This is a genomic window from Bradyrhizobium sp. USDA3010 (assembly GCF_056429065.1).
The window spans coordinates 100,202-126,011 of record NZ_JBWJZD010000016.1; the positions used below are offsets into that span (position 1 = coordinate 100,202).

Sequence of the window (25,810 nt, forward strand, 5' to 3'; positions counted from 1 at the left end):
AGGAGATCACGATGTCGCTGATCCAGGAAATCGATTTCGGCACGCCAAAATCCAAATCCGAGGCGATGGTCACGCTGACCATCGACGGCAATCAGATCACGGTGCCCGAGGGCACCTCGATCATGCGCGCGGCGATGGAGGCCGGCACCCAGATTCCAAAGCTCTGCGCGACCGACATGGTCGACGCCTTCGGCTCGTGCCGGCTCTGCCTGGTCGAGATCGAGGGCCGCGCCGGCACGCCTGCCTCCTGCACCACGCCGGTGATGCCGGGGCTCGTCGTGCACACCCAGAGCGAGCGGCTGAAGAAGCTGCGCAAGGGCGTGATGGAGCTCTACATCTCCGACCATCCGCTGGACTGCCTGACCTGTGCGGCGAACGGCGACTGCGAATTGCAGGACATGGCGGGCGCGGTCGGCCTCCGCGACGTGCGCTACGGCTATGAAGGCGACAACCACGTCTTCGCCAAATCGCACGGCTGCGAAAACGACAACTGGATGCCGAAGGACGAATCCAATCCGTACTTCACCTACGACCCCTCGAAGTGCATCGTCTGCTCGCGCTGCGTCCGCGCCTGCGAGGAAGTGCAAGGCACTTTCGCGCTGACGATCTCCGGCCGCGGCTTCGACAGCCGCGTCTCGCCCGGCATGAGCGAGAGCTTCCTCGGCTCCGAATGCGTGTCCTGCGGCGCCTGCGTGCAGGCCTGCCCGACCGCGACGCTGACCGAAAAATCCGTGATCGAGATCGGCCAGCCCGAGCATTCGGTGGTCACGACCTGCGCCTATTGCGGCGTCGGCTGCGCCTTCAAGGCCGAGATGCGCGGCGAGGAGGTGGTGCGCATGGTGCCGTGGAAGGACGGCAAGGCCAATCGCGGCCATTCCTGCGTCAAGGGCCGCTTCGCCTGGGGCTACACCACCCACAAGGAGCGCATCCTGAAGCCGATGATCCGCGAGCGGATCGAGGATTCCTGGCAGGAAGTGTCGTGGGACGAGGCGCTGAATTTCGCCGCCGCGAAATTCAAGGGCATTCAGCAGAAATACGGCCGCGACGCGGTCGGCGGCATCACCTCGTCGCGCTGCACCAACGAAGAGACCTATCTGGTGCAGAAGCTGATCCGCGCCGGCTTCGGCAACAACAATGTCGACACCTGCGCCCGCGTCTGCCACTCACCGACCGGCTACGGCCTGTCGCAGACCTTCGGCACCTCGGCCGGCACGCAGGATTTCGATTCGGTAGAGGACACCGACGTCGTGCTGATCATCGGCGCCAACCCGGCCTCGGCCCATCCGGTGTTCGCCTCGCGGCTGAAGAAGCGGTTGCGCCAGGGCGCCAAGCTGATCGTGATCGATCCGCGCCGCACCGAGATGGTTGACTCACCGCATGTGAAGGCGCTGCATCTGCCGCTGTTGCCCGGCACCAATGTCGCGGTGCTTACCGCGCTCGCCCATGTCATCGTCACCGAAGGGCTGGCCGACGAGGCTTTCGTGCGCGAGCGCTGCGACTGGAGCGAGTTCGAGGATTGGGCGGCTTTCGTCGCCGATCCCAAGCACAGCCCGGAAGCCACTGCGATCATGACCGGCGTCGATCCGAAGGATCTGCGCGAGGCGGCGCGGATCTATGCCACCGGGGGCAACGGCGCGATCTATTACGGGCTCGGCGTCACCGAGCACAGCCAGGGCTCGACCACGGTGATCGCGATCGCCAACCTCGCGATGGCCACCGGCAATATCGGCCGGCCCGGCGTCGGCGTGAACCCGCTGCGCGGCCAGAACAACGTGCAGGGCTCCTGCGACATGGGCTCGTTCCCGCACGAGTTGCCTGGCTATCGTCATATCTCCGGCGACGCGGTGCGCGAGCAGTTCGAGGCGATGTGGAACGTCAAGCTCAACAACGAGCCGGGCCTGCGCATCCCCAACATGTTCGACGCCGCGATCGAGGGCAGCTTCATGGGGCTCTACGTGCAGGGCGAGGACATCCTGCAGTCCGACCCGAACACCAAGCATGTGGTGGCGGCGCTGTCGGCGATGGAATGCGTCATCGTCCATGACCTCTTCCTGAACGAGACCGCGAACTACGCCCACGTCTTCCTGCCCGGCTCGACCTTCCTCGAGAAAGACGGTACCTTCACCAACGCCGAACGCCGCATCCAGCGCGTCCGCAAGGTGATGACGCCGCTCAACGGCTATGCCGACTGGGAAGTGACGATCATGCTTGGCAAGGCGATGGGCTACGAGATGAACTACAGCCATCCGTCCGAGATCATGGACGAGATCGCCGCGCTGACGCCGACCTTCACCGGCGTCTCCTATGCCAAGCTCGACGAACTCGGCTCGGTGCAGTGGCCCTGCAACGAGACGGCGCCGGCGGGCACGCCGGTGATGCATATCGGCGGCTTCGTGCGCGGCAAGGGCAAGTTCATCCTCACCGAATATGTCGCGACCGACGAACGCACCGGCCCGCGCTATCCGCTACTGCTCACCACCGGCCGCATCCTCAGCCAGTACAATGTCGGCGCGCAGACCCGCCGCACCGAGAACGTGGTGTGGCACGCCGAGGATCGTCTCGAGATCCATCCGCACGACGCCGAGCAGCGCGGCGTACGCGACGGCGACTGGGTACGGCTGGCGAGCCGCGCCGGCGAGACGACGCTGCGCGCCGAGATCACCGACCGCGTGGCGCCGGGCGTGGTCTACACCACGTTCCACCACCCGGACACCCAGGCCAACGTCATCACGACTGACTTCTCGGACTGGGCGACCAACTGTCCGGAGTACAAGGTCACCGCCGTGCAGATCTCGCCCTCGAATGGTCCGTCCGACTGGCAGAAGGCCTATGACGAGCAGGCCCGCAACTCCCGGCGCATCGCGCCGGTGGTGGAAGCCGCGGAGTAGCGATGCGCGAACCGGTCCACAAGGCGATACGGAAGGTCTGGCGCGACGGCGTCTTCAGCGAGGGCGCGCGCCTGATCCCGGAAGAGACGCCGCTTGCTCTGACCTATAATGGCGGCACCTACGCCGTGATGATGGGCTCGCCCGAGGACCTCGGCGACTTCGCGGTCGGATTCAGCCTGAGCGAACGCATCGTGCAGTCGGCCGACGAGATCGAGACCCTCGACATCGTCGAGCTCGACGACGGCATCGAGCTTCGGATGTGGCTGAAGCCTGACAAGGCCGAGCGGATCGCCGAGCGGCGGCGCAACATCGCCGGCCCGACCGGCTGCGGCCTGTGCGGTCTTGATTCCATCAGCGAGGCGGTCCGGCCGGCCGCGGTGGTGCCCGGGGGCCGCGTCTTCTCGCCGCGCGAGATCATGACCGCGGTGGCGGCGGTCGCGCCGCTGCAGGAGATCAACCACCAGACCCGCGCGGTGCACGCCGCGGCGTTCTGGACGGCCACGCGCGGCATCGTCGCGCTGCGCGAGGATGTCGGCCGCCACAATGCGCTCGACAAGCTCGCCGGTGCGCTGGCCCGCGACAAGGTCGTCACAAGTGATGGCGTGGTGCTATTGACCAGCCGCGTCTCGGTCGAAATGGTGCAGAAGACCGCCGCGATCTGCGCGCCGCTGATTGCTGCCGTGTCGGCCCCGACCGCGCTTGCGGTACGGATGGCGGATGCCGCCGGCATCACGCTCGCCGCGATCGCCCGCGCCGATGGATTTGAAATCTTTACGCATCCGGAACGCGTCACAGGCGCAGTGCCCGGCAAGGAGTCCACTTATGTCGTCGTCGCCTGACAAGCTGGTCTATATGGCGAACCAGATCGGGAAATTCTTCCACAGCCAAGGGCACGACCGCGCCGTGCAGGGCATTTCCGAGCACATTTGGAAGTTCTGGGATCCGCGGATGCGCAAGCAGATCTTCGCCCATCTCGACACCGGCGGCGCCGGTCTCGACCCCGACGTCCGCGATGCCCTGCAGAAGCTGAAGCAGATGGCGTAGCCAGCCGCCCTGCTCTATCACCGTCACCCCGAGGAGCCGCGAAGCGGCGTCTCGAAGGATGCACGGCCCGGCTGGTGGCCGTCGACCCTTCGAGACGCGCGCAAGAGCGCGCTCCTCAGGATGACGGGTCGAGCTTCCTTCTCTCTACCCCCCGCCCACGATCGCGTTGAAGACGCGACGCACTTCGCTTTGCGTCTCGCGCAGGCGGGCTTCAAGCGCGGAGAAGTCCGGTGCGTCGCCGGCCCGCGCCATCACGCGCCGCAGATCCTCGCCCGCGGTCTCCGGATTGAACTTGCCGGTGACGCACAGCCGCAGGATCTGTGTGAGATCATGATAGAGCCGCGCCGCCGAGCGCAGGATCTCGGCTTCCGACTGGCCGAGCAGGCCGAGCTTGGCGGCATGCTCCAGCACCTGCAGCGTCGAGACGCTGAGAATCTCCGGCTTCGCTGAGGCGTGCGCGAGCTGCAGATATTGCGCGATGAAATCGATGTCGACGAGCCCGCCGGCGGCAAGCTTGAGATCCCAGACATCGTCCTCGCCCTTCTCCAGCGCGATCGCGCGCCGCATGTCGGCAACGTCGGCCGCGGTCGACGCCGCATCGCGCGGCCGGGTCAGCACGCTGCGGATGATCGCCTCGATCTTCTCGCGGAACTCCGGCGACGACGAGATCACGCGGGCACGCGTCAGCGCCATGTGCTCCCAGGTCCACGCCTCGCGTTCCTGGTAATCGGAAAACGAGTCGATCCGCGAGGCGACCGGGCCGGCACGCCCTGACGGCCGCAGCCGCATGTCGACCTCGTAGAGCACGCCGTAATTGGTCCGGGTCGTGAAGGCGCTGATCAGGCGCTGGGTGAAGCGGGCGAAATACTGCGCGCCGTGCAGCGAGCGCTCGCCATCCGAGTCGGGCGCCTCGCTGTCGAAATCATAGAGCAGGATCAAATCGAGGTCGGAGGACGCCGTCATCTCGCGGCTGCCGAGCCGGCCCATCGCGACGATCGCGGTCTCCTGCCCCTTGATCCGGCCATATTGCGCGGCGAACTGGTCGGTGACGAGACCGTGTACGGTGTGCACGATGCCTTCGGCGACATCGGCAAAGGCCGTGCTGGCGTGCTGCGCCGACACCGTGCCGGACAGGATCCGCGTGCCGATCAGGAACAGGCTCTCCTGGCCGAACAGCCTCAGACGATCGAGGAAGTCCTCATACGACGAGGCATCCTGCAGCGTGGCGGCAAGCCGCGCCGACAGCTCCTTCTTATCCGGCATCGCGCCGAAGAAGCGTGGATCGACCAGGCCGTCCATGATCTGCGGCTGCCGCGCCAGCATGTCGCCGAGCCGCGGCGCCGCACCAAGGATCAACGCCACCAACGCGACGAAATCGCGGTTTTGGCTGAGCAGCGAGATCAGCCGCCCGCCCCGCTGCAACGCGCCCAGGAAACGGTCGAATGCCGCGACCGCATCGTCCGGCTCCTCGGCATCCGCGAGCCCATCGATCAGGCCGGGAATGAATTCGAGGAACGCCGCCCGCGTCGCTTCCACGCGCAACGCGCGATAATCACCCTTGATCCATTGCTGCACGGTGCCGGCGACCATGACCGGCTTCTTGAAGCCGAGACTGGCGAGATGCTCGATCAGGCGACCGTCTTCGGGGCCTGCCCCGTAGTCGACCTCCGGCAACTTCGCGCTCCCGGTCGGATCGTCGCCCTCGAACAGCTTGCCGTAATGGTTCTGCACGATCTTGAGCTGGCCAAGCAGGTCCCTGGCGAAGGCCTCGCGATTCTCGTAGCCGAAGAAGTGCGCGAAGCGCTCGACGTCCTCGAGCGCTTCGGGCAGCGAGTGGGTCTGCTCGTCGGCGATCATCTGCAGCCGGTGCTCGACCCGGCGCAGGAATTCGTAGGCCGTGGTCAGTTCGTCGCGCGCCTCGAAGGTGATCCAGTTGCTCTCGGCGAGCACGTTGAGCGCCTCCAGCGTCGGCCGCACCCGCAACTCAGGATGGCGGCCACCGGCGATCAGCTGCTGGGTCTGGGCGAAGAACTCGATCTCGCGGATGCCGCCGCGGCCGACCTTGACGTTGTGGCCCTCGACCGAGATCTCGCTCTGGCCGCGATAGGTCTGCATCTGCCGCTTCATGTCGTGGACGTCGGCCAGCGCCGCAAAATCCAGATGCTTGCGCCAGACGAACGGCGCGAGCTCGGCGATCAGCGCCTCGCCGGCCTTGGGATCGCCGGCGAAGGGCCGCGCCTTGATCATGGCGGCGCGTTCCCAGGTGCGTCCCTCGCGCTCGTAATAATGCAAGGCGGCGTCGGTCGAGATCGCGACCTGGGTCGAGGCCGGATCCGGACGCAACCTGAGATCGACCCGGAACACATAGCCCTCGCCCGAGCGCTGCTGCAGCATCCGCGCCATCGCCTGGGTGACGCGGACGAAGAACGGCTGCGGCTCGATATCCTCGGCGAGCGAGGTGGCCGCGCGATCAAAGAACACGATCAGGTCGATGTCGCTGGAATAGTTCAGCTCGCCCGCGCCCATCTTGCCCATCGCAAGCACGATCAGGCCCGAACCCGCTTCCGGACGCTCGGGATCGACGGCAGTCATGCGGCCGCGGGCGACCTCCTGCAGGAACAGATATCGCAGCGCCGACTGCACCGAATTCACCGCAATGTCGGTCAGCGCCGCCGTCACCCGCATCACCGGCCAGACGCCGCCGATATCGCACAGCGCGATCATCAGCGCCGCCTCCGCCTTCATGCGGCGAAGCAGAACCATCACGTCGGCCTCGCTGCCGGCGGCGAGCACGTCGCGCGAGGTGGTCTCGATCAGGTTCGCAAGATGCGACTCCGGGTCGCATGACAGGATCCGGATCAGCCGCGCGGCATCAGCCCGCGCCAGCTCGAACAAATAGGGCGAGAACTCGGCAATGCCGCGCAGGATGTCCCGTGCGAACGGGTGCTCCAGCAGCGTCGCGAGCGCAGCCGATTGCGCCGGCTCGAGCTCGGCGAACCAGTCGGTCAGGCGCTGATCGGCGGATACGGGAGCGGCGACACGCGGTCCGTCCGCGAACCGCGCGGCCAGACGGTGTCGATCCGCGTTTCCCGGCGCGGCGGCATTCATGCCGCCTTCTGTGGCACATCCTGCGTTTGAGCCGCAAGCCTGTCACTGCCGCCCGCCCGCGCCGGCAGCACCAGGGTGGCCACCAGCCCCGGATGGGCATCGCCGAGCCGCAGCTCGCCGCCGTGGAGCGTGGCAACCGCCGAGGCCAGGCTGAGGCCGAGACCGGACCCGGGTAAGGTGCGGCTGGCTTCGAGCCGCACGAAGCGCTCCACCGCATGCTTGCGGTCGCCCTCGGGGATGCCCGGACCGTGGTCGGTGACGCTGAGCAGGACCTGATCGCCCTCGCGCCGGGCCTCAATCAGGATCTCCCGCGCATCGGCCTTCATCGGCTCCACGCCGGGTTCGGGCTTGCCATATTTGATGGCGTTCTCGACCAGGTTGGCGACCGCCTGACTGATCAATTCACGGTTGCCGTGAATCGGCGCCGGCGCGGTCTTCACCTGCAGCGTCATGCCGTCGTCCTCGGCGAGCGGCTCGTACAATTCGTGGATGCCGTTGGCGACGTCGGCACCGTCGAAATCGTCCATGTTGCCGCGCGCCTGGCCGGACTCGGCACGCGCGATCATCAGCAGCGCGTTGAAGGTGCGGATCAACCCATCGGACTCCTCGATCGTCCGCTCCAGCGCCGCGCGATAATCGGCCTCGCTGCCCGACCGCGCCAGCGCCTCCTCGGCGCGGTTGCGCAGCCGCGTCAGCGGGGTCTTGAGGTCATGGGCTATGTTGTCGGAGACCTCCTTCAGCCCCGTCATCAGCGCCTCGATGCGCTCCAGCATGACATTGAGATTTTCCGCAAGACGATCGAGCTCGTCGCCGCTGCGGCCGACCGGCAGCCGGCCGGACAGATCGCCCGCCATGATGCGTTTGGTGGTGCCGGTCATGGCGTCGATCCGGCGCAGCACGCGGCGCGCGACGAAGATGCCGCCGCCGATCCCGAGCACGACGACGACGAGAATCGACCATTGCGCGGCCTTGGCGACGATGCCGAACAGCCGCCGCCGCTCCTCGAGGTCGCGTCCGACCAGGAGGCGGAAACCGTTATCCATCTCGGTGACCCGCACCAGCGCGCGGTGATCGGTCTTGTCCTGGTCGTCGAACCGACGATAGGCGGTCTCGCTCCAGCCCTGGACGCTCATCACGCCAGGCGCCAGCGAGCCGACATTGCCGGCCAGCGCCTGCCCGTTCGGCGCCGTCAGGAGATAGAGGTTGGCGCCCGGCCGCAGCGCACGATTGCCCATGGTGGTCAGCAGGCCGTGCAGGCCGCGACGGTTATAGATCGCGGTGATCTCGCCGATCTCGACGTTGACGGTGGTCGTGATCTGCTCGGTGATCAGCCGCCGCGTGTTCCAGGCGAAGTAAGCCAGCAGCGAGGCGGCAAACAGCGCGAACAGAAACAGATAGACCAGCGTCAGCCGAAACGCCGTGGTCCGGATCAGTTTGCCGAAGGCCGTCACGATCTACCTAATGCCATCTCTGATCATATACCCCGCGCCGCGGATGGTATGCAGCAGCGGCCGCTCGAAGCCTTTGTCGATCTTGGAGCGCAGCCGCGAGATATGGACGTCGATGACGTTGGTCTGCGGATCGAAATGATAATCCCAGACGTTCTCGAGCAGCATCGTGCGCGTCACCACCTGGCCTGCATGCTTCATCAGATATTCGAGCAGGCGGAATTCGCGCGGCTGCAAGGTCAGCTCATCCTTGCCGCGGGCGACGCGATGCGACAGGCGATCGAGCTCGAGGTCGCCGACGCGGTAGGTGGTCTCCTCGGCCGGCCCGACATTGCGCCGCGACAGCACCTCGACGCGCGCGAGCAGCTCGGCGAAGGAATAGGGTTTTGGCAGATAGTCGTCGCCGCCGGCGCGCAGACCCTTGATGCGGTCGTCGACCTGGCCGAGCGCCGAGAGGATCAGGACCGGTGTCCGGTTGCCCTTGTCGCGGAGGAGGCCGATCAGCGACAGGCCGTCACGCTTCGGCAGCATGCGATCCACAACCAGCACGTCGTAATCGCCGGTCTCCGCCATCGACAGGCCTTCCTCACCGTCGGAGGCGAGATCGGCGATATAGCCGACTTCACGGAATGCCTTGACCAGATAGTCGGCTGACTCGCGGTCGTCTTCGATGATCAGGATGCGCATTTGCGGAGCGGTTGCAGTCACGGGAATGGGCCCTCTGTCAGCATGGCGCGGCCGGCCTGCACATGCAAGACGACCGCGAATATTCCGGATTGTCTGAAAAAAGTGGGCGGTGAAGCTGGGGGACCTCACCGCCCTGAGACCTTCCGACAGAGGGGGGCATATTCCATCGAAAGGCAACATAGGGAGCGAGCAAGGGGCCCGCCCCCCGGAACGCGCCGTCGGCGGGGGCGACGAATGCCGGCGACGCGTTCCAACTCATAGATAGTTATCCCTTGGCCAGCGGCACTGCCACAAAGCGCGACGAACCGCCGCTCTTCACGCGCATGAGAACGCTGTTCTTGTTGTCATTGCGCGCCGCGGTGATCGCATCACGCACCTCACCGGCGGTGCCGACGGACTTGCCGGCGACCTCGAGAATCACGTCGCCTTCCTTGAAGCCCCGCTCAGCGGCAGCACTCTTGGGATCGACTTCGGTCACGACCACGCCTTCCTTGCCGGCGCCGGCCACGCTGTTGGCAGGCGCCACAGTGAGGCCCAGTTTCGGCACGTCGGTGCCGCGGGATGAGTTGCCCTTGTCGCCGTTGTTGTCGGTGTCAGCCTTGGCTTCCAGGTTGTTCGGCAACTGACCGAGCGTGAGGTTGACGGTCTTGTCCTGGCCCTTGTGCAGCACGTTCAGCTTCACGGCATTGCCGGGCGCGAGGCCGCCGATGGTGCGGGCGAGTTCGCGAGCATCCTTCACCGGCTCGCCATTGACGGCGGTAATGACGTCGCCGGACTCGATGCCGGCCTTGGCCGCGGGGCCGTTGGCCTGCGGTTCGGCCACCAGCGCGCCTTCGGCCTTCTTCATGCCGAGGCTGTCGGCGATGTCGGAGGTCACCGGCTGGATCTGGACGCCGATCCAGCCGCGGCTGACCGAGCCCTTGTCCTTCAGCTGGGCAACGACGCTCTTGACGGTCTGGGCCGGGATCGAGAACGCGATGCCGACGCTGCCGCCGGACGGCGAGTAGATCGCGGTGTTGACGCCCATCACCTCACCGGACACGTCGAACGCCGGGCCGCCCGAATTGCCCTTGTTCACGGGCGCATCGATCTGGATGAAATCGTCATACGGGCCGTTGCCGATGTCGCGGCCGGAGGCGGAGACGATGCCCGCGGTCACGGTGCCGCCGAGACCGAAGGGATTGCCGACCGCCAGCACCCAGTCGCCGATGCGCGGCTTGGTGTCGGAGAGCTTGGCGAACTGGAAGTTGGAGCCGCCCTCGACCTTGATCAGCGCGAGATCGGTGCGCGGATCAGTGCCGATCACCTTGGCGGAATAGGTCTTGCCGTCATCGGTCGTGACCTCGACCTTGTCGGCGCCGTCGACGACGTGATTGTTGGTCACGGCATAGCCGTCAGCCGAGATGAAGAAGCCGGAGCCCTGGCCCGTCACCACGCCACCGCCACGCGGTCCACCGCGCAGACCCGGCGGCAAGCCATCCGGACCGCCGAAGCGGCGGAAGAAGCGCTCCATCGGCGAACCCGGCTGGAACGGCGAATCGTCATTATTGTTGCTGTCATCCTTCGCGACCTTCTCGCGAATGTTGACCTTGACCGAGATCACCGACGGCTTCACCCGCTCGACAATGTCGGCAAACCCGACCGGCTGCTGAACCTTCTTGACCTCGTTATTGACCTGCGCATGCGCAGGCGTCGTGAACAGGTCGGCCGGGTTGTGGGTGGGGCTGAAGCCGTAGGTGGCGGCGCCGAGGCCGGCTAGGACCGACGCCATCAGCGCGAGTTTGCGGGCAGAGAACAGCGAGCGCTTCGGCGCCTTGTAGGACGGAAGGGTCGAGAGGTCGGGACGGTCGGTCATGTCTTGAGATCTCCAGGGCCAGAATCATTCGGTGCGGGGCGAGCACCTGATGCGTCTGAACATGGGGTCATCAGCCTTACGGCGCGCTGGCTGCGGAATTAAACTTTGGTAATTGAGCCGGCCGGCGCTGCGGCAGAATAACGCATGCAAATTAAGGGCTTAGAAAGGAACTAAAGCGGCTTGTCCGGCGCAGATTCGGCCGCCAGCAGGCGCTCAAGGCGCGCCTGCTCGTCGGACGTCAATCCCGGGCTGGAATCGTCCCCGCCGGCGGCCGGATTTGCCTTGCGCCGGCCGAGCCGCCAGAGAGCGAAACCGCCCAGCAGAAGCGCCAGCGGCGGGGTCAGCCACAGCACCAGCGTATGCTCGCTGAGGCGCGGCTTCAGCAGCACGAATTCGCCATACCGGGCCACCAGGAAATCGATCACCTGGCGGTCGCTGTCGCCGGCCGAGATGCGTTCACGCACTAGGAGGCGGAGGTCGCGTGCCAATGGCGCCTCCGAATCGTCGATCGACTGGTTCTGGCAAACCATGCAGCGCAGTTCCCTGGAGAGCTCGCGCGCCCTCGCCTCCTTCGCCGGGTCCGCCATGATCTCGTCGGGCAGCACGGCCCGGACGGGCGTCGCGCCGAGCACCAGGGTCGCCGCAAGCACCGCCGCTGCAAGGGCGCGCGACCGCATCACTCGGCCGCCTGCAATGCGCGCGCCGCTTTCGCCGCCGGTTTGGGCGCGCCGACACGCAAGCGGCGGTCGGACAGCGACAGCAAGCCGCCGAAGGCCATCAGCACCGGGCCCCACCAGATCATCAGCACCAGCGGCTTGTGATAGATGCGCACCGCGATCGCGCCGTCGGCCGAGGTATCGCCGAGCGAGATATAGAGCTGGCTCGCGCCGCGCGTCAGCAGCGCGGCCTCGGTCGTCGAGGCGCCGCGGGTGGTGAAGTTGCGCTTCGACGGCGTCATCTCGCTGACCTTCTCGCCGTCCCGCGTCACGGTGAATTGCGCGACCAGCTCGCGGAAGTTCGGCCCCTGCCGTGGGTTCAGGCCGTCGAGCCGCAGCTCGTAGCCGGCGACCCGCGCGACGTCGTCCGGCTTCATGGAGCCGATATATTCGCTGTTCCAGGTGGTCTCGCAGACGATCCCGATCAGGGCTATGCCGAGGCCGGCATGCGCGAAGACCGTGCCCCAGGTCGCGCGCGGCAGGCCACGCGCGCGGCGCAGCGAGAGCGACAGCGGAATCCGGAACAGCGCGATGCGTTCGGCGAGGTCGCACAGCGCGCCCATGATCACGAAGGCCGCAAGCCCGATCGCGAGCGGCGCCAGCGTCGCGCCGCCATAGGTCCACGCCCACACCAGCGCGATCGCAACCAGCGCTGCGATGCCGGCGACCATCAGGCGTTGCGCCGCGCCGAGCAGGTCGCCGCGTTTCCAGGCCAGCAGCGGCCCGAACGGCACGGCGAGCAGCAGCGGCACGAACAGCGGTGCGAAGGTGAAATTGAAGAACGGCGCGCCGACCGAGATCTTCTCGCCGGTCAGGACCTCGAGCGCGAGCGGATACAGCGTGCCGATGAACACCGTCGCGCAGGCGGTGGTGAGCAGCAGATTGTTGAGCACCAGCGCGCCTTCACGCGAGATCGGCGCGAACAGCCCGCCCTGCTTCAGCGCCGGCGCCCGCCAGGCATAGAGCGACAGGCTGCCGCCGATGAAGACGAACAGGATCAGCAGGATGAAGACGCCGCGCGTCGGATCGGTGGCGAAGGCATGAACCGACGTCAGCACGCCCGAGCGCACCAGGAAGGTGCCGAGCAACGACAACGAGAAGGTCAGGATCGACAGCAGGACGGTCCAGACCTTGAGCGCGTTGCGCTTCTCCATCACCAGCGCCGAATGCAACAGCGCGGTGCCAGCAAGCCAGGGCATCAGCGAGGCGTTCTCGACCGGGTCCCAGAACCACCAGCCGCCCCAGCCGAGCTCGTAATAGGCCCAGTAGGAGCCCATCGCGATGCCGAGCGTCAGGAAGATCCACGCCATCAGCGTCCACGGCCGCACCCAGCGCGCCCAGGCGGCGTCGATCCGCCCCTCCAGCAGCGCCGCCACCGCGAACGAGAACGAGATCGAGAAGCCGACATAGCCGAGATAGAGCATCGGCGGATGCACCGCGAGGCCGATATCCTGCAGCACCGGATTGAGGTCGCGTCCCTCGATCGGCGGATTGGCGATACGCAGGAACGGATTCGAGGTGATCAGGATGAACAGATAGAAGGCGCTCGCGACCCAGGCCTGCACCGCCAGCACATGCGCGCGCAGCGACAGCGGCAGGTTGTTACCGAAGGCCGCGACGAGGCCGCCGAACAGCGCCAGGATCGACACCCACAGCAGCATCGATCCTTCATGATTTCCCCACACGCCGGTGATCTTGTAGAGCAGCGGCTTCAGCGAGTGCGAATTCTCGTAGACATTGGCGACCGAGAAATCCGAGGTGACGTGCAGCGTCACCAGCGCCGCGAACGACGCCGCGACGAACAGCAATTGGGCGAGCGCGGTCGAGCGCGCGACGTTCATCAGCGCCGCATCGCGCCAGCGCGCCCCGACGATCGGCACGATCGACTGGATCAGCGCGAGCGCGAGCGCGAGCACCAGGGCATAATGTCCGCTTTCGGCGATCACCGTATGGCTCCCTGGGTCGGCGCCGCGGAGGCGCTCGGCATGCTGTTTGGTTTGGCGCCGTAATCGTCCTTCCAATGCCCCTGCTTCTTCAAGGCGTCGGCGACGTCCTTCGGCATGTAGGTCTCGTCGTGCTTGGCGAGCACGGTGTCGGCGCGGAACACGCCATCATCATCGAGCGCGCCTTCGGCCACCACGCCCTGCCCCTCGCGGAACAGATCCGGCAGGATGCCCTTGTAGGCGACCGGCAGCGTCGCGCCGCCGTCGCCGACGGTGAAGGTCACCGCGAGATTGTCGCCGCGCTTGAGCGAGCCCTGCTCCACCAGCCCGCCGAGGCGGAACCGCTTGCCTGGCCCGAGATGCTTTTCGGCGACCATCGAGGGCGTCGAGAAGAACACGATGGAATCGCGCAGTGCGTTCAGCACCAGGCCCGCGGCGATCGCGAGCACGACGAGCGCGCAGCCGATCAGTGTCAAACGCCGTTGCTTCCTGGTCATGGTTCATCCTTGCGCATGACATGCGCCGAAAACCGCCGCATATGTTTCGGCATCATGCGTTATCCATCCAATCCGAGACTCTTCAGCCCCTCATTGAGCTGGCGCAACCGGTCCGCATCATTGGCCACCGCCTGGCGGGCATCCGCGAGCGCGCTCATCGCCTTGCCGCGCTCGCCCATCACGAGATAGGCGCGGACCAGCCGCAGCCAGCCCTCGACATCGTCGCCGTTGGTCTTCAGCCGCGTCGCCAGCCGATCGACCATACCCTTGATCATGGCGCCGCGATCGGCCTCGCTCATATCCTTGGCCGCAGCCACCGCGCTGTCCGGCAATGCCGGCGCGCTGGCGCCACCGGGTGCGCTAACGCCGCCGACCCGTACCAGCGCGGCCTGCACCAGCGGCCGCCATGGCACATCCGACGGTGCCTTCGCCAGCATCTTCTGCCAGCGCGCCGCAGCGTCGGCCTTGCGGCCGTCCTGCTCGGCGGCGAGGCCGAGGAAATAGTTCGCCTTGGCATCGTCGCCGTTCAGCGCCACCGCGCGCTCGAACTCCGCCTTGGCCTCCGCGGTGACGACGCCGCCGGCGCTCCCCATCAACGCCTCGCCGAGATCGGCGCGGCGATCGGCGCTGTCGCCGGCATAGGTGATGGCGTTGCGATAGGCGCGGACCGCGTCATCGTAGCGGCCCAGCCGCGACAGCACCGGCGCCAGCACCGTCCAGCCGCGGCCGTCGGTCGGGTTCTTCTCCAGATGGGCCTCGACCTGCGCGACCAGATTGGTGAGCGGCTGGTTGGCATCGGCGACCTTGCTGCGCTCGGCGAGCGGGAAGTCGCCAAGCCGCGGCGAGCCGAGCGCGAGATAGAAGCCGGAGGCAATGACCGGCAATCCGATCAGCGCCACGACAGCAGCGGCACGCCGCAGGCTGAGGCTGCCTGTCACCGGGGCGTCACGTCCGCTTTGGTCGGCGGCGGCCAGCAGGCGTCGGCTGATCTCGATCCTTGCCGCATCGGCCTCGGCGGCGCCGATGATGCCGGCGGCCATGTCGCGGTCGATTTCGGCGAGCTGGTCGCGGTAGACCACGACCTCGCTGCCGCCACTGTCCGCCCGTCCGCGGCGGCTGAGCGGCCACAGCACGGCAAAGATCGCCGCGACCGTCATCAGCGCGAACACAAACCACAGCGTCATCAAGCGGTTCCCGGATGGACCGGCGGCTTCCGGCAAGCCGCCTTGGAATCGCTTTACACTACCGGCGGCGAGCCCGGCAATTGACAATTGCTGGATCGACCGAAGGTCGAAATCAGCCGGTTTCCGGTGCCTTTTCGGCGGTATTGTAACCGCGTTTCCGGGCGAAGCGGCGCCGTTTCGGAGCCGCCAAGCCCCGTCGCGAAGGCGCGCGATCAAAATACCGAAAAACAACCCCATGCAAAGGAGCCCGGCGGCCGCCGGCGCCGGAATGACGACTTGACACGTCGGGCAACTCAGCGCCACACTTCCATTATTCCGAAATTGTGCAAAAGCTTGTCGTCCCATCCTTCGGGCTGGGTTCGCCGTCGAATATGCCCGGTGACCTATTAGATTGTCCGGCAGTGCTTCCTATCAGGGCGCGACTTTGCAATTAAATGCACTGTCATCGTAATCCCGTAATCCCTAATGGCTCTCCTTTTACAGGAGTGCACTCATCAACACCGGGCTTCGCCATGACGAACAAGTTTATTCTTCCTAAAGATCAGCTACCTGCGTGGGTTGAATATCCCCGTTCGTACTATCGCCTAGTGGAGCAGGAGCTTTTTAATCTTACTCCTTGGCATCTAATGGAGGGGCAGCGAGCGTTAGTGCTTGCTCGGGGGCTGAATGACCGGTACCCGACGCGGGATCTGTTCCCTTTTGCCTATCGGCAAGACAACGACGATGTAGCTTGTTGGGCGAAAGGTATGGGCGAGAAAGTGCTAGTGATCCACGATTTTGCTTCTCCCGGCTGGGAGGGCGAAGCTGAATTTGATGATGTTTGGTCGTGGTTCCGATCCGCAATCGATGAAACCATTGATTGGGACCGATGAAGAGAAGCGTGAGCACAAGCGAATCACAATGGCAATGGAATTGCGTCACACTACGCTTAGCTCCTGGTTGTTAGTTTTAATGCACCGTCACTGGCAACGGCAACGCGGTGCAGAGCCTATGCTATTTTTCAATTTCCGATTCGTGACGAATGCCTTGTCCATCAATTCGGCAAAGCCATTTTATCCCGGCTGCCCACCCTCCGAATGAGTTGCGCTCAACTATTCCCGAAGCAATCAAGTTGTCGCGCTCGCCCTTGTCATCCAAATCGTCAGAGTAAATATCGATTGCTAAACCATCGTGGAGCAGTACGGTCTCACCCGTTGAAGAGAGCTTCTCGTCGCTTGCCGATAGAGCGACAAGATCATCCTCAATCAATTCGTTGAAGTCTACGTAGAATTGAGGTTGTTTCATTGTGGCACCGTGCGTCTAAATCTTATCTCGGAAGAATTCCGGTGACAGTGCACTCAATTGACTGACCACGCCCGCGGCGTGCATCACACGGCATGGCTCGCCTCGCCCGTGTCGTGATCCCCGGTCTCCCCACCATGTCATGCAGCGTGGCAATCGCCGCGCGCAGACCGCCCTTGGCGATGGCGGCTCTGTGCCGTCACCGCAATTCCCAGTTCGTCGGCCATTGTTATCGTCCGCTATCCCGCTACCCCGCCCGCGACGATTTCCGCTCGCCGGTTACGGCATTCTCCGCCGCCCGGTTCATCAGCGAGGCGTAGTCGTGGCCGAACAGCACCTCGCAGAAGCGGATCGCGGCCTTGACCTGCTGCTGCCGGAACGCGCGGACCCGAGCGTCGCCGCCGCGCAGCGACGCCACCAGCCCCTCGGTCGACTGCTCGACATAATGTTGCAGGTCCGAGAAGGTCCGCAGCGTCACCTCGTTGATGGCGAGCTCGCTGGCATAGGTGCGGCACACCGCGACAAAATCGATCAGGGCGGCGGCGTCCTCGACCTCGGATGCATCGATCTTGGCGCCGGCCGTAATGTCCTTGTCGGCACGCTGGCGAAGGATGCGGCGGACCCGCCCCGGCACGCTGTCGATCTCCGATTGCAGCGCGTTGGAGGTATCGGCACGCACCGAGGTGAGCTGGCGGCCCCAGGTGGAATCGTTGCGCAGGTCGAGCTCGGTGCGCAGGCCACGGACGCCGTCATGCAGGGTCTTGAGCTGCTCGCCGACATAATCGAAATGCCCGCGCCTGATGTCGGTGCGCAGGCAGGCCGCGACGAACGACAGGTCATGCAGCGCGATGGTGACGGCGATGCCGTACGGCGTTGCCGCGACCCGCAGCTCGTCGTCGGAGGCCGCCATCTTGATCGCGAGGCGGATGATCTGCCATGGCGCGGCGAGCCGCTGCGCGATCAATGACAATGCGAACGGCAGCAGCTGCGGCGTCTGCAGCGACGGCAGCTTGAGCGCCTCCATCGCCGAGGCGATCTGGGAATCGGAAAACACCCTGATCTGGCTCGGCAGCCGGCTGCCCAGGGTTTCCAGGGCCTCGCGGGCCTGCAGGACGAGGCCGATCGGCAGCAGGTCCTCGACAACGCTCGGCGGGCCCACGCGTGACAGCGCGCGCTGACGGTCGTCCTGGGTCGGCCCCGCGACCTTGAGGATGGCTTCCGCAGCCGCAAGCTGGAACTTGCGCGCGGCGATCTCCATCGGGCCGCTCTCCGAGGCAGCCGCCAGTGCCGTCTCGAATTCGCGGGCGGCCTCGGGCGCGCCCTCGCGGGCCAGCCACTGCCAGATCGGCAGCAGCGAGGCACGCCGGAGCTGGCCGGCTCGGGTCGGGAAATTGGTCTCGGCAAGGAACGGCTCGAGCGGCCGGAACAACAGCCGCGCCGGATCGTCGCTGCGCGGCTGGATCTGCTCGTCCTGCTCGACCCCGCGCACGATCTTGCGCAGCTGCTCCAGGACCAGATTGGCGATCGCGACATCATCGCCGCGTTCGACGGCACGCTCCAGCTCCCGCATCAGCAGCGCCTGCGATTGCGGCGGAAGCTGCGCGAGATAATCCCTCAGCCGCTCGGTCGATTTCTGGCTCATGCCCGGTCGTGAAAGCTAGGTGCCCGGCAACCGCCGCAGCCCGTCCGCCCGCGATGATAGAGGTCGGCGCGTTAAGAACGCGTTTAGGAATAATAGCGGCGTCGAGCCTACCATTAGGTTGAACTGGAGCGGCAACGGAGGCTCACCTTTCCCTTGGGAGAGGTCGACGCGTAGCGCCGGGTGAGGGATTTCGGTCTCTCGTTAGCACCGCGGGCCCTCACCCGATTTGCTGCGCAAATCGACCTCTCCCCGTCGGGGAGAGGTGAAAGTGTTCGTGGCCGTTGTGCTTCAATCCAATTTCATCCCGGTCTACACCGCCGGCAGCATGAGCTCGGCCCGCAAACCGCCGATCGGCGCGTCGTTCAGGGCGAGCTTGCCGCCATAGAGGCCGGCGAGATCGGTCACGATCGACAGGCCGAGCCCCGAGCCGGGTTTCGATTCGTCGAGCCGCTGGCCGCGCCGCGCCACCTGGGCGCGCTCGGCCTCCGACAGGCCGCGCCCGTCGTCGTCGACCACAATGCGCAGCCTGGGACCCGCGCCCGACGCCTCCGGCGGGACCACGCTGACCTCGATGAACACCTGAGAAGCCGCCCATTTGCAGGCGTTGTCGACGAGGTTGCCGACCATCTCCTCGAGGTCCTGCCGCTCGCCGCGAAACCGCGCCGCCGGGTCGGCCTTCGCCTCGATCGCGAGGTCGCGATCCCTGTGGATCTTCTCCATGGTCCGGCGCAGCGCCTCGATGACAGGCGCGACGTCGGTGATGGTGCTGACGATGGTGGCCCGAGCGGCGATCCGCGCACGCTCGAGGTGATGCGCAACCTGGTCGCGCATCAGGTCGGCCTGTTCCAGCACCTTGCTGGCAAAGGGATCGCCGGCATGCGCGCCCGCTTCGTTCACGATTACCGACAGCGGCGTCTTGATCGCATGGGCGAGGTTGCCGACATGGGTGCGCGAGCGCTCGACGATCTCCCGGTTGGCGTCGATCAGCGCGTTGGTCTCGCGCGCGAGCGGCGCGATCTCGACCGGAAACCGGCCTTCGAGGCGCTCGGCGCGGCCGGAGCGGATATCGGCAATCGAATCCGATATGCGCTTGAGCGGCGCGAGGCCATAGCGTACCTGGAAGATCGTGGTCAGCAGCAGCACGATGCCGAGGGCGGCGAAGGTGCCGCCGAGATAATAGTCGAAGCTGCGGGTCTCATCGAAGATCTCGGTGGCGTCGCCGGCGACGCTGACCAGGAACTTGCCGTCGGCGCCGAGATCGACCGGCCGCTCCACCACGCGCAGGCTCTGGCCCTCGGGTCCGTCGACATAGCCGAGGCGAACGCCGGCGGCGGTCAGCTCGGCACCGTGCTCCTCGAGCTTCGGCAGCTTCTTGTCCCACAGCGAGCGCGAGGCGCGGGTCTCGCCCTTTTCAGTATCGGTGCGGGTGATCTGCCAGTACCAGCCTGATAGCGGCAGGTCGAACAGCGGCTCGCCGAGCGACTGGAACTGGCGATCCGCCGGCTCGTCCGGCGTCGCCACTTCGGCGATCAGGGTGCGCAGGTAAAGGTTGAGGCGCCGGTCGAAGGCGCGCTCGGTCGCGTCGCGATAGACCGACGACAGGATGACGCCCGTGATCGCCAGGATCACCACCACCCAGGCGGTCGCCGAGACGAACAGGCGGGTCGCAAGCGAGCTGCCGCCCATCAGAGCACGGGCTCGAACGGCGTGTCAGCGGCAACCGACGTCAGGGATTCAAACATTGGCGAATCCAGTTCTCCCGGCGCGGATCATGCCAATGCCCGTGTACGCCGATCAAGCGCTCTAAGAGCATGATCCGATGGAGTAGGACATGCTCTCATCCTGTTGTTTGGTCGCGGTTACTTCACCCGACCGGTCCGTTCAACAAACGCTCTAAGTCGGCGGCGACAGCATGTAGCCGAGGCCCCGAACAGTCTGGATAATATCGACTTCCAGCTTCTTGCGGATGCGGCCGACGAACACCTCGATGGTGTTGGAGTCGCGATCGAAGTCCTGGTCGTAGAGATGCTCGACCAGCTCGGTGCGCGAGACCACACGCCCGGTGTGGTGCATCAGATAGTCGAGCAAATTGTACTCGTGCGAGGTCAGCTTGATCGGGTTGCCGTTGACGGTGACCCGCTTGGTGCGGGTATTCAGCGCCACCGGCCCGCAGATCAGCTCGACCTGGGCATGCCCGGTGGCGCGGCGCAGCAGCGCGCGGATCCGCGCCAGCACCTCCTCGAGATGGAACGGCTTGGCGACATAGTCATCGGCGCCGGCATCGAAGCCCTGAACCTTGTCGCTCCAGCGGTCGCGCGCGGTGAGAATCAGCACCGGCATCACCCGCTTGTTGCGGCGCCAGGCCTCCAACACCGAGATACCGTCCATCTTAGGCAAGCCGATATCCAGCACGACCGCGTCGTAGGGCTCGCTATCGCCCAGGAAATGCCCCTCCTCGCCGTCGAACGCGCGATCGACCACATAGCCGGCGTCCGTCAGGGCGGTGGTGAGCTGGCGGTTCAGATCCGGGTCATCCTCAACGACGAGCAGACGCACTTTAGCCTCCGAGAGTGAGCATTGCGATATTCCGGCATCAAATGAGGCTCCCGGCCGTGAACGGCCTATGAATGGAGCCGCAAGCGAAATCTTATTTTTTCGTCAGGTGCACCATCACGGGAACCCGCGCAAGCGCAACGGGTTCCCGCAGAGAGATGCGCACCAGGTGGGACTGAGTTTCAGCTCGAGGTATTAAAATACCCTATCATTGGCACAGGACGACGCGTCGTGTCGGTCACAGTCGGCCGGCAAGTTAACCTTCGGCGACCATTTCCATGTCGCTGGCACGAGTGATGCGCTAATCCAGCCGGGGGCCGTCTGCGGCACAGGACCGGGAATACTTTGTTGGATGTTTCAAAGATGCGGAGGTTCGGCGTGATTGCGGGCTGGCTTGCGCTTGCCTTTATCGCCTTCGTGACGCTGTCGCCGATCCAGGACCGTCCGTCGTTTTTCCCCCCTCAGACCGAGCGCTTCGCCGCATATGCAGTGATGGCAACGGCCTTTGTGTTGGGTTACCCGCGGCGCACCGCGCTGATCGTGCTCTTTGTCGTCTTCAGCTCGTTCACACTCGAAGCGATGCAACTGCTGACACCGGACCGTCACGGCCGCCTGCTTGACGCGATCGTCAAGGTGGCGGGAGGTCTTGCCGGCATCGGCACAGGTCACCTCATCCTGCTGGTGCTGCGCAGCCAGTTCGGGCGGTTGAGTTCGCGCACGGACGCGGCTTAGTCTTCCGCCATTTTTGAGCATGATCTCCGCGCAAGCGCGTTCCGCGTTTGTCGCAGCGGAAAGCCGCTTCGCACGTTTCCGGATCATGCCCTATCGCCGGCGCGGATGCGCCTTCTGGTGCCACGCCCAGGCCGAGCGAATGATGTAGCCGAGATCCGACCGGCTCGCCTTGAATCCGAGGCCGCTTTGCGACCTGGCGGGATCGGCGACCAGGATCGGCGGATCGCCGGACCTGCGTTCGCGCACCACGCTCGGCACCGCTTCACCGGTCTCGGCGCGGATCGCGTCGAGCACCTCGCGCACCGAATAGCCAGTGCCGGTGCCGAGGTTGAACACACCGCCGGCGCTCCCCTTCAACAGCAGCTCGAGTGCTGCAATATGGGCGGCGGCGAGATCGTCGACATGGATGTAGTCGCGCACCGCGGTGCCGTCAGGCGTCTCATAATCTTCGCCGAAGATCGCAAAGTCCGGCACGTGCCCGAGCAGCGCCATCAGCGCGCGCGGAATCAAATGCGTCTCGGGATCGCGGAGCTCGCCGATAGTGCCGGATGCATCGGCGCCGCAGGCGTTGAAGTAGCGCAGGCAGACCGATTTGAACTGATAGGCGGCGCGATAATCATCGAGCATCTGCTCGATCATGAATTTGGAGCGGCCATAGGGATTGACGGTCGGCCCCGCGGCGCTCTCGGGAATGGGATCGCGCCCGGCATTGCCATAGACGGCGCCGGTGCTGGAAAACACCAGGCGATCGCAGCCTGCCTCGCGCATGCCGCGCAGCAGGCCGAGCGTGCCGGCAACGTTATTGCCAAAGTATTTCTGCGGATCCGCGACCGACTCGCCGACCGCGCTGAACGCGGCGAAGTGCATCACGGCCAGCGCATCGTGCTCGCGGACGGTGGCGGCGATCTTGTCGTGATCGGCGACGTCGCCGGTCACGAGCGGTCCCCATTGCACGAAGTTGCGGTGGCCGGTGGAGAGGTTGTCATAGACGACCGGGAGAAACCCGGCCTCGGCGACCGCCTTGGCGCAATGGGATCCGATGTATCCCGCGCCGCCCGTGATGAGGATCGAACCCCTGCTCGCCATTGAAAATGCCGTCCCTGCGCGGACCAATCCCGCGCCTCAACAAACGCAATGATGGGTACGACATTCCGTCCGGCGCGGCAAAATGACGATGGGAATAGCGTTAAGACCGAACGGATTTACCGCCGCAGCGACGGCTAACGCGCCCCCGGCGGCGCGTCGGCTAACTCAGATGTCAGGCGCCGGCCTGTGCGAGGGCGGCCCAGCGATCGGGGCTCGCCGGGGTCTGCATCCTGACCCAGCGATAGCGCGCCTGCGACCAGTTGCGGATCTGCGCGTTCAGATTGTCGAGCACGACATCGCCGCCCTGGGCGCGGACCACCAGCACCAGATGATGCTCGCCCCAGGAGGTCACCACCTCGCTCAGCAACAGGTTGCGCATCGGCCAGCCGCGCGCCAGCAGCTCGTGGCGCTTGCTGACGGCATAGTCGTTGCAATCGCCGCGTGCCGGATTGATCAGCCATTCCTCGCCGGCGAGGCCGCGCTCGTTGCGCTGTGGCGCGATGCTGCGATTGACCGAGGCATTGACCTCGATCAGGTCGGCCATGCGCTGCTTGGTCAGACGTGTGGCGCCGCCGCGGAACACCATGCGGGCGCGCGGCTTCGGCTTGCATTCGTCGGCATAGCGCATGCAGAACATGACGTAGGCCATCGGCGCCAGCATCGGCTCGCTGAAGCGGATCTTCTCGACCATGCCGCGCAGCGGCAGCGGCGAGCCGATCATTGCAGCCTGCGTTTGCTGCGCGCTGGTCCCGAGTGCGACGATGGCCAGAAGCAGGGCCATCACTCTCTTGACGTTGTACATTCTTCACTCCCCACAGTGAGGGGAAGCATGTACGCGAAATATCTTGAGCTTAGGCTCAGGCGCGCAGCGGCATTTGCCTCAAATGCCGAGAGGCGCGCGAGCAGTCCGTTAACCAAACAAGGTCCGCGCCGGCAAGCCTTTCGGTTGCCGAACGATAACGCACGTGCCGGTCGACGAATCGCGACTCCATCGCGCTTCCGGGCCAGTTCTCCTGCAGTTTCGGAGGACGCCGCCGTCAGATGAAGCGGAAGCTGCGGCGCAGGATTTCTTGTTGCCATGCAGGCATGGTTAGCCTGATGTGGAGCAGCCGGAGCGCTCAGTTGAATCTAGACCGTCACGCGCTGTCGGGGTGCGATCCCGCACCAGCTCATGACGAGATCGGCGAGCGTCTTGATCTCGATATCCGCGGGCGTACCGCTGGCGAAATCGGCAACCGATTGTCCCAGCGCGACGGCGCGAACATAGGCCGAGCGGCTTCCGATCATCGGCCCGATCTCCTCGTCGAGCGTATCCAGCTCCTCGATCAGCTGCTGACCCTCGAGCGTGCGCTGGTCGACGCGGTTCGGCACGATCATGGCACGGAGCGCGGTTCGCCGCGCTGCACGCACCTCCCGCACGATGTCGATGGTCCGCGCGGTGGCCTCGATGTCGAGGCCCGACGGCGTACAGGGCATCAGCACGATATTGGCGACCGCGAGCACGGCGCCCAGCACCCGGTCGTTGGGCGCGGAATCCACGACGATGATCTGATGCGGAATCTGGCGCATCAGCCTGGCCCATTCGGCAACTGGCCGGGTTTCCGGATCAAGCTGGTAGACGGGGAACGACAAATTGCCGGGCTCGGCCCAGTGACAGGCGGACGCCTGGGAGTCGGCGTCGACCAGTCCGACCAAGCCCGTACGCCGATCCAGTTCTGCAGCCAGCAAGACCGCAAGAGTCGTCTTTCCGACCCCGCCCTTGCGCTGGGCAACCGAGATGACAAGCGGCATCGCTAGCTCCTGGCGTTATCCCCCGTGCGTGCGCGGGAGGACACCTTCATCGACGAGAGTCAGCATCCGGGGCAGACAGACCCGCTTTGCGTCGTAATTGTCTCGCACAAAGCTCCTCGCCTTCATCCGCATCTTCTTGAAGGCTTTCGGCCGTGACAGCACCGAGACGACCTGATCCGACAACGCATCAGTATCAAAAAACGGCGCCAGCAGGCCGTTGCCGTCCGAGATGATATCGCGAAGCGGAGCCGTGTCGGATGCCACCACCGCGCATCCCGCACTCATGGCCTCCAGCAGCGACCATGACAGCACGAAGGGATAGGTCAGATAGACGTGCACCGATGAGATCTGCAGCAACGCGAGATACTGCTCCCGGGGAATCCGGCCAAGGAAATGCACGCGGCGCAGATCGATGTCCGACCTGATTTCGTCGAGGAACATCGACTTCCAGCTCGAACCCTTGGGCGGATTCGCGCCGTAGGATGTCCCGCTGCCGCCGACGATCACCACCTGCGCATTCGGCCGTGCGGCCAATATCCTCGGCAGCGATCGCATGAAGACATGGAATCCGCGCACCGGCTCCAGATTGCGCGAGACGTAGGTGATCACCTCGTCGTCCGCCGACAGCGTCGCGCCGTTCGGAAGCTGAAACCTAGCGACCGGATTGGGCTTCACCTCGTCGGTGTCGACGCCCTCGTGGATGACCTCGATCTTGCTCTGAAACTCGCGGGGAAAGGTCGACCTCTGCCACGGCGTCGGCGAAACGCCGGAATCGCATTCCGTGAGCGCCAGCAGCGTCGTCGCATTCTTCAGATGGAGTGCGACATTGCCGTCGAGCCCCGTCATCGGAAACTCGGGATCGAAGCCGACGTCCCTGCCCTCGGCGCCGTAGTAGAATTCGCAATAGAGGATGATCCGCGCTTTCGGAAACATCGTGCGCAGCGGCAGCGTCTCCCCCCAACCGGGATGCGCGAAGATCAGGTCGGGCACGAAGCCCTGCCCCGACAGCGACGACAGCGCATACAGGACCTCTTCGGCACGCCGCGCCTCGACATCGAAACGGCGGGCAAAGGGATGGACCATCGCGGAATCCGACTTGGTCGTCGAATATTTCAGCAGCCGGATATCCCGCGTCGTGCTCGCGGTCGATGAACCGACCGCAACGACCTTGTTTCCGGGCTGCTCCGCGAGCGCACGCGCAATATGGCGGTACTGGGCTGGAAAGTTGTTGTGGACGAAGAGGACGTTCATTGGCGGGCGGGCGCGCCCCCCGGCCGCGCGGTCTTCGGTTGGGGTCATGCTCGATATCATGACCGGCAGGGTGTCTTCGATATGCACGTGCGAACTATCTCACC

21 protein-coding genes are annotated in these 25,810 nt (G+C 65.4%); 5 read left to right on the top strand and 16 right to left on the bottom strand.

The genetic code is table 11. From position 1 onward, the window contains the following. Nucleotides 1-11 precede the first annotated feature (11 nt). Genes fdhF through AC066Y_RS23695 form a run of 3 tightly spaced genes read left to right on the top strand, consistent with a single transcriptional unit; the run spans nt 12 to nt 3,932 of the window. Nucleotides 12-2,888, top strand: coding sequence for a formate dehydrogenase subunit alpha (gene fdhF / locus AC066Y_RS23685; protein ID WP_478275967.1), 2,877 nt, complete (start codon nt 12-14; stop codon nt 2,886-2,888). A gap of 2 nt (nt 2,889-2,890) precedes the next feature. Further along, nucleotides 2,891-3,727: a formate dehydrogenase accessory sulfurtransferase FdhD gene (fdhD, locus tag AC066Y_RS23690; RefSeq protein WP_478275968.1), complete on the top strand. Its 837-nt coding sequence runs from the start codon at nt 2,891-2,893 to the stop codon at nt 3,725-3,727. After that, nucleotides 3,711-3,932 carry a formate dehydrogenase subunit delta gene (locus AC066Y_RS23695; protein WP_478275969.1) on the top strand — a complete coding sequence of 74 codons (222 nt, stop codon included), beginning with the start codon at nt 3,711-3,713 and terminating at the stop codon, nt 3,930-3,932. Before fdhD ends, AC066Y_RS23695 begins: the two co-directional genes overlap by 17 nt. A gap of 144 nt (nt 3,933-4,076) precedes the next feature. On the opposite strand, the gene AC066Y_RS23700 is transcribed toward AC066Y_RS23695, so the two are convergent. The 8 genes from AC066Y_RS23700 to ccmI form a co-directional block, all read right to left on the bottom strand. Next, on the bottom strand, nt 4,077-7,040 hold the full coding sequence (locus tag AC066Y_RS23700) for a bifunctional [glutamine synthetase] adenylyltransferase/[glutamine synthetase]-adenylyl-L-tyrosine phosphorylase (RefSeq protein WP_478275970.1): 2,964 nt from the start codon (nt 7,038-7,040) through the stop codon (nt 4,077-4,079). Further along, a complete protein-coding gene (locus AC066Y_RS23705) occupies nt 7,037-8,491 on the bottom strand; it encodes a sensor histidine kinase (RefSeq protein WP_212310999.1) in 1,455 nt (484 codons plus the stop codon). The genes AC066Y_RS23700 and AC066Y_RS23705 overlap by 4 nt, the downstream gene beginning before the upstream one ends. A gap of 3 nt (nt 8,492-8,494) precedes the next feature. Then, entirely contained in the window at nt 8,495-9,175 is a 681-nt protein-coding gene (locus AC066Y_RS23710; RefSeq protein ID WP_173643086.1) for a response regulator transcription factor, read from the bottom strand. A gap of 265 nt (nt 9,176-9,440) precedes the next feature. Then, complete coding sequence (locus tag AC066Y_RS23715; protein ID WP_478275971.1) at nt 9,441-11,030, bottom strand: Do family serine endopeptidase; 1,590 nt, start codon at nt 11,028-11,030, stop codon at nt 9,441-9,443. Between the two features lie 170 nt (nt 11,031-11,200). After that, the gene (locus AC066Y_RS23720; protein WP_478275972.1) at nt 11,201-11,707 is read right to left on the bottom strand and encodes a cytochrome c-type biogenesis protein; all 507 of its coding nucleotides are present in this window, start codon (nt 11,705-11,707) and stop codon (nt 11,201-11,203) included. After that, entirely contained in the window at nt 11,707-13,692 is a 1,986-nt protein-coding gene (locus tag AC066Y_RS23725) for a heme lyase CcmF/NrfE family subunit (protein ID WP_478275973.1), read from the bottom strand. The genes AC066Y_RS23720 and AC066Y_RS23725 overlap by 1 nt, the downstream gene beginning before the upstream one ends. Beyond that, a complete protein-coding gene (gene ccmE, locus AC066Y_RS23730; protein ID WP_478275974.1) occupies nt 13,689-14,186 on the bottom strand; it encodes a cytochrome c maturation protein CcmE in 498 nt (165 codons plus the stop codon). The genes AC066Y_RS23725 and ccmE overlap by 4 nt, the downstream gene beginning before the upstream one ends. A 59-nt stretch (nt 14,187-14,245) precedes the next feature. Beyond that, entirely contained in the window at nt 14,246-15,370 is a 1,125-nt protein-coding gene (gene ccmI / locus AC066Y_RS23735; protein ID WP_478275975.1) for a c-type cytochrome biogenesis protein CcmI, read from the bottom strand. Between the two features lie 512 nt (nt 15,371-15,882). Between ccmI and AC066Y_RS23740 the strand changes: the two genes are divergently transcribed. Then, the gene (locus tag AC066Y_RS23740; protein WP_478275976.1) at nt 15,883-16,242 is read left to right on the top strand and encodes a hypothetical protein; all 360 of its coding nucleotides are present in this window, start codon (nt 15,883-15,885) and stop codon (nt 16,240-16,242) included. 121 nt (nt 16,243-16,363) lie between these two features. Here AC066Y_RS23740 and AC066Y_RS23745 read toward each other — a convergent pair whose 3' ends face one another. The 4 genes from AC066Y_RS23745 to AC066Y_RS23760 form a co-directional block, all read right to left on the bottom strand. After that, entirely contained in the window at nt 16,364-16,654 is a 291-nt protein-coding gene (locus AC066Y_RS23745; RefSeq protein WP_478275977.1) for a hypothetical protein, read from the bottom strand. Between the two features lie 244 nt (nt 16,655-16,898). Further along, on the bottom strand, nt 16,899-18,293 hold the full coding sequence (locus AC066Y_RS23750; protein WP_478275978.1) for a hypothetical protein: 1,395 nt from the start codon (nt 18,291-18,293) through the stop codon (nt 16,899-16,901). A 309-nt stretch (nt 18,294-18,602) separates the two neighbouring features. Beyond that, a complete protein-coding gene (locus AC066Y_RS23755; RefSeq protein WP_478275979.1) occupies nt 18,603-19,979 on the bottom strand; it encodes an ATP-binding protein in 1,377 nt (458 codons plus the stop codon). Between the two features lie 207 nt (nt 19,980-20,186). Beyond that, nucleotides 20,187-20,849 (bottom strand): response regulator transcription factor, encoded by a 663-nt coding sequence (locus tag AC066Y_RS23760; RefSeq protein ID WP_106319435.1) that lies wholly within the window; start codon nt 20,847-20,849, stop codon nt 20,187-20,189. 360 nt (nt 20,850-21,209) lie between these two features. Between AC066Y_RS23760 and AC066Y_RS23765 the strand changes: the two genes are divergently transcribed. Further along, entirely contained in the window at nt 21,210-21,578 is a 369-nt protein-coding gene (locus tag AC066Y_RS23765) for a VanZ family protein (protein WP_478275980.1), read from the top strand. Between the two features lie 90 nt (nt 21,579-21,668). Here AC066Y_RS23765 and galE read toward each other — a convergent pair whose 3' ends face one another. From galE to AC066Y_RS23785, 4 genes are all read right to left on the bottom strand, one after another. Next, entirely contained in the window at nt 21,669-22,664 is a 996-nt protein-coding gene (gene galE / locus AC066Y_RS23770) for a UDP-glucose 4-epimerase GalE (protein WP_478275981.1), read from the bottom strand. Between the two features lie 172 nt (nt 22,665-22,836). Next, on the bottom strand, nt 22,837-23,466 hold the full coding sequence (locus AC066Y_RS23775) for a transglutaminase-like cysteine peptidase (protein ID WP_478275982.1): 630 nt from the start codon (nt 23,464-23,466) through the stop codon (nt 22,837-22,839). Nucleotides 23,467-23,792: 326 nt separating this feature from the next. Then, entirely contained in the window at nt 23,793-24,455 is a 663-nt protein-coding gene (locus tag AC066Y_RS23780; RefSeq protein ID WP_478275983.1) for a nucleotide-binding protein, read from the bottom strand. Nucleotides 24,456-24,470: 15 nt separating this feature from the next. Further along, complete coding sequence (locus tag AC066Y_RS23785; protein WP_478276024.1) at nt 24,471-25,706, bottom strand: glycosyltransferase family 4 protein; 1,236 nt, start codon at nt 25,704-25,706, stop codon at nt 24,471-24,473. Between the last annotated feature and the right edge of the window lie 104 nt (nt 25,707-25,810).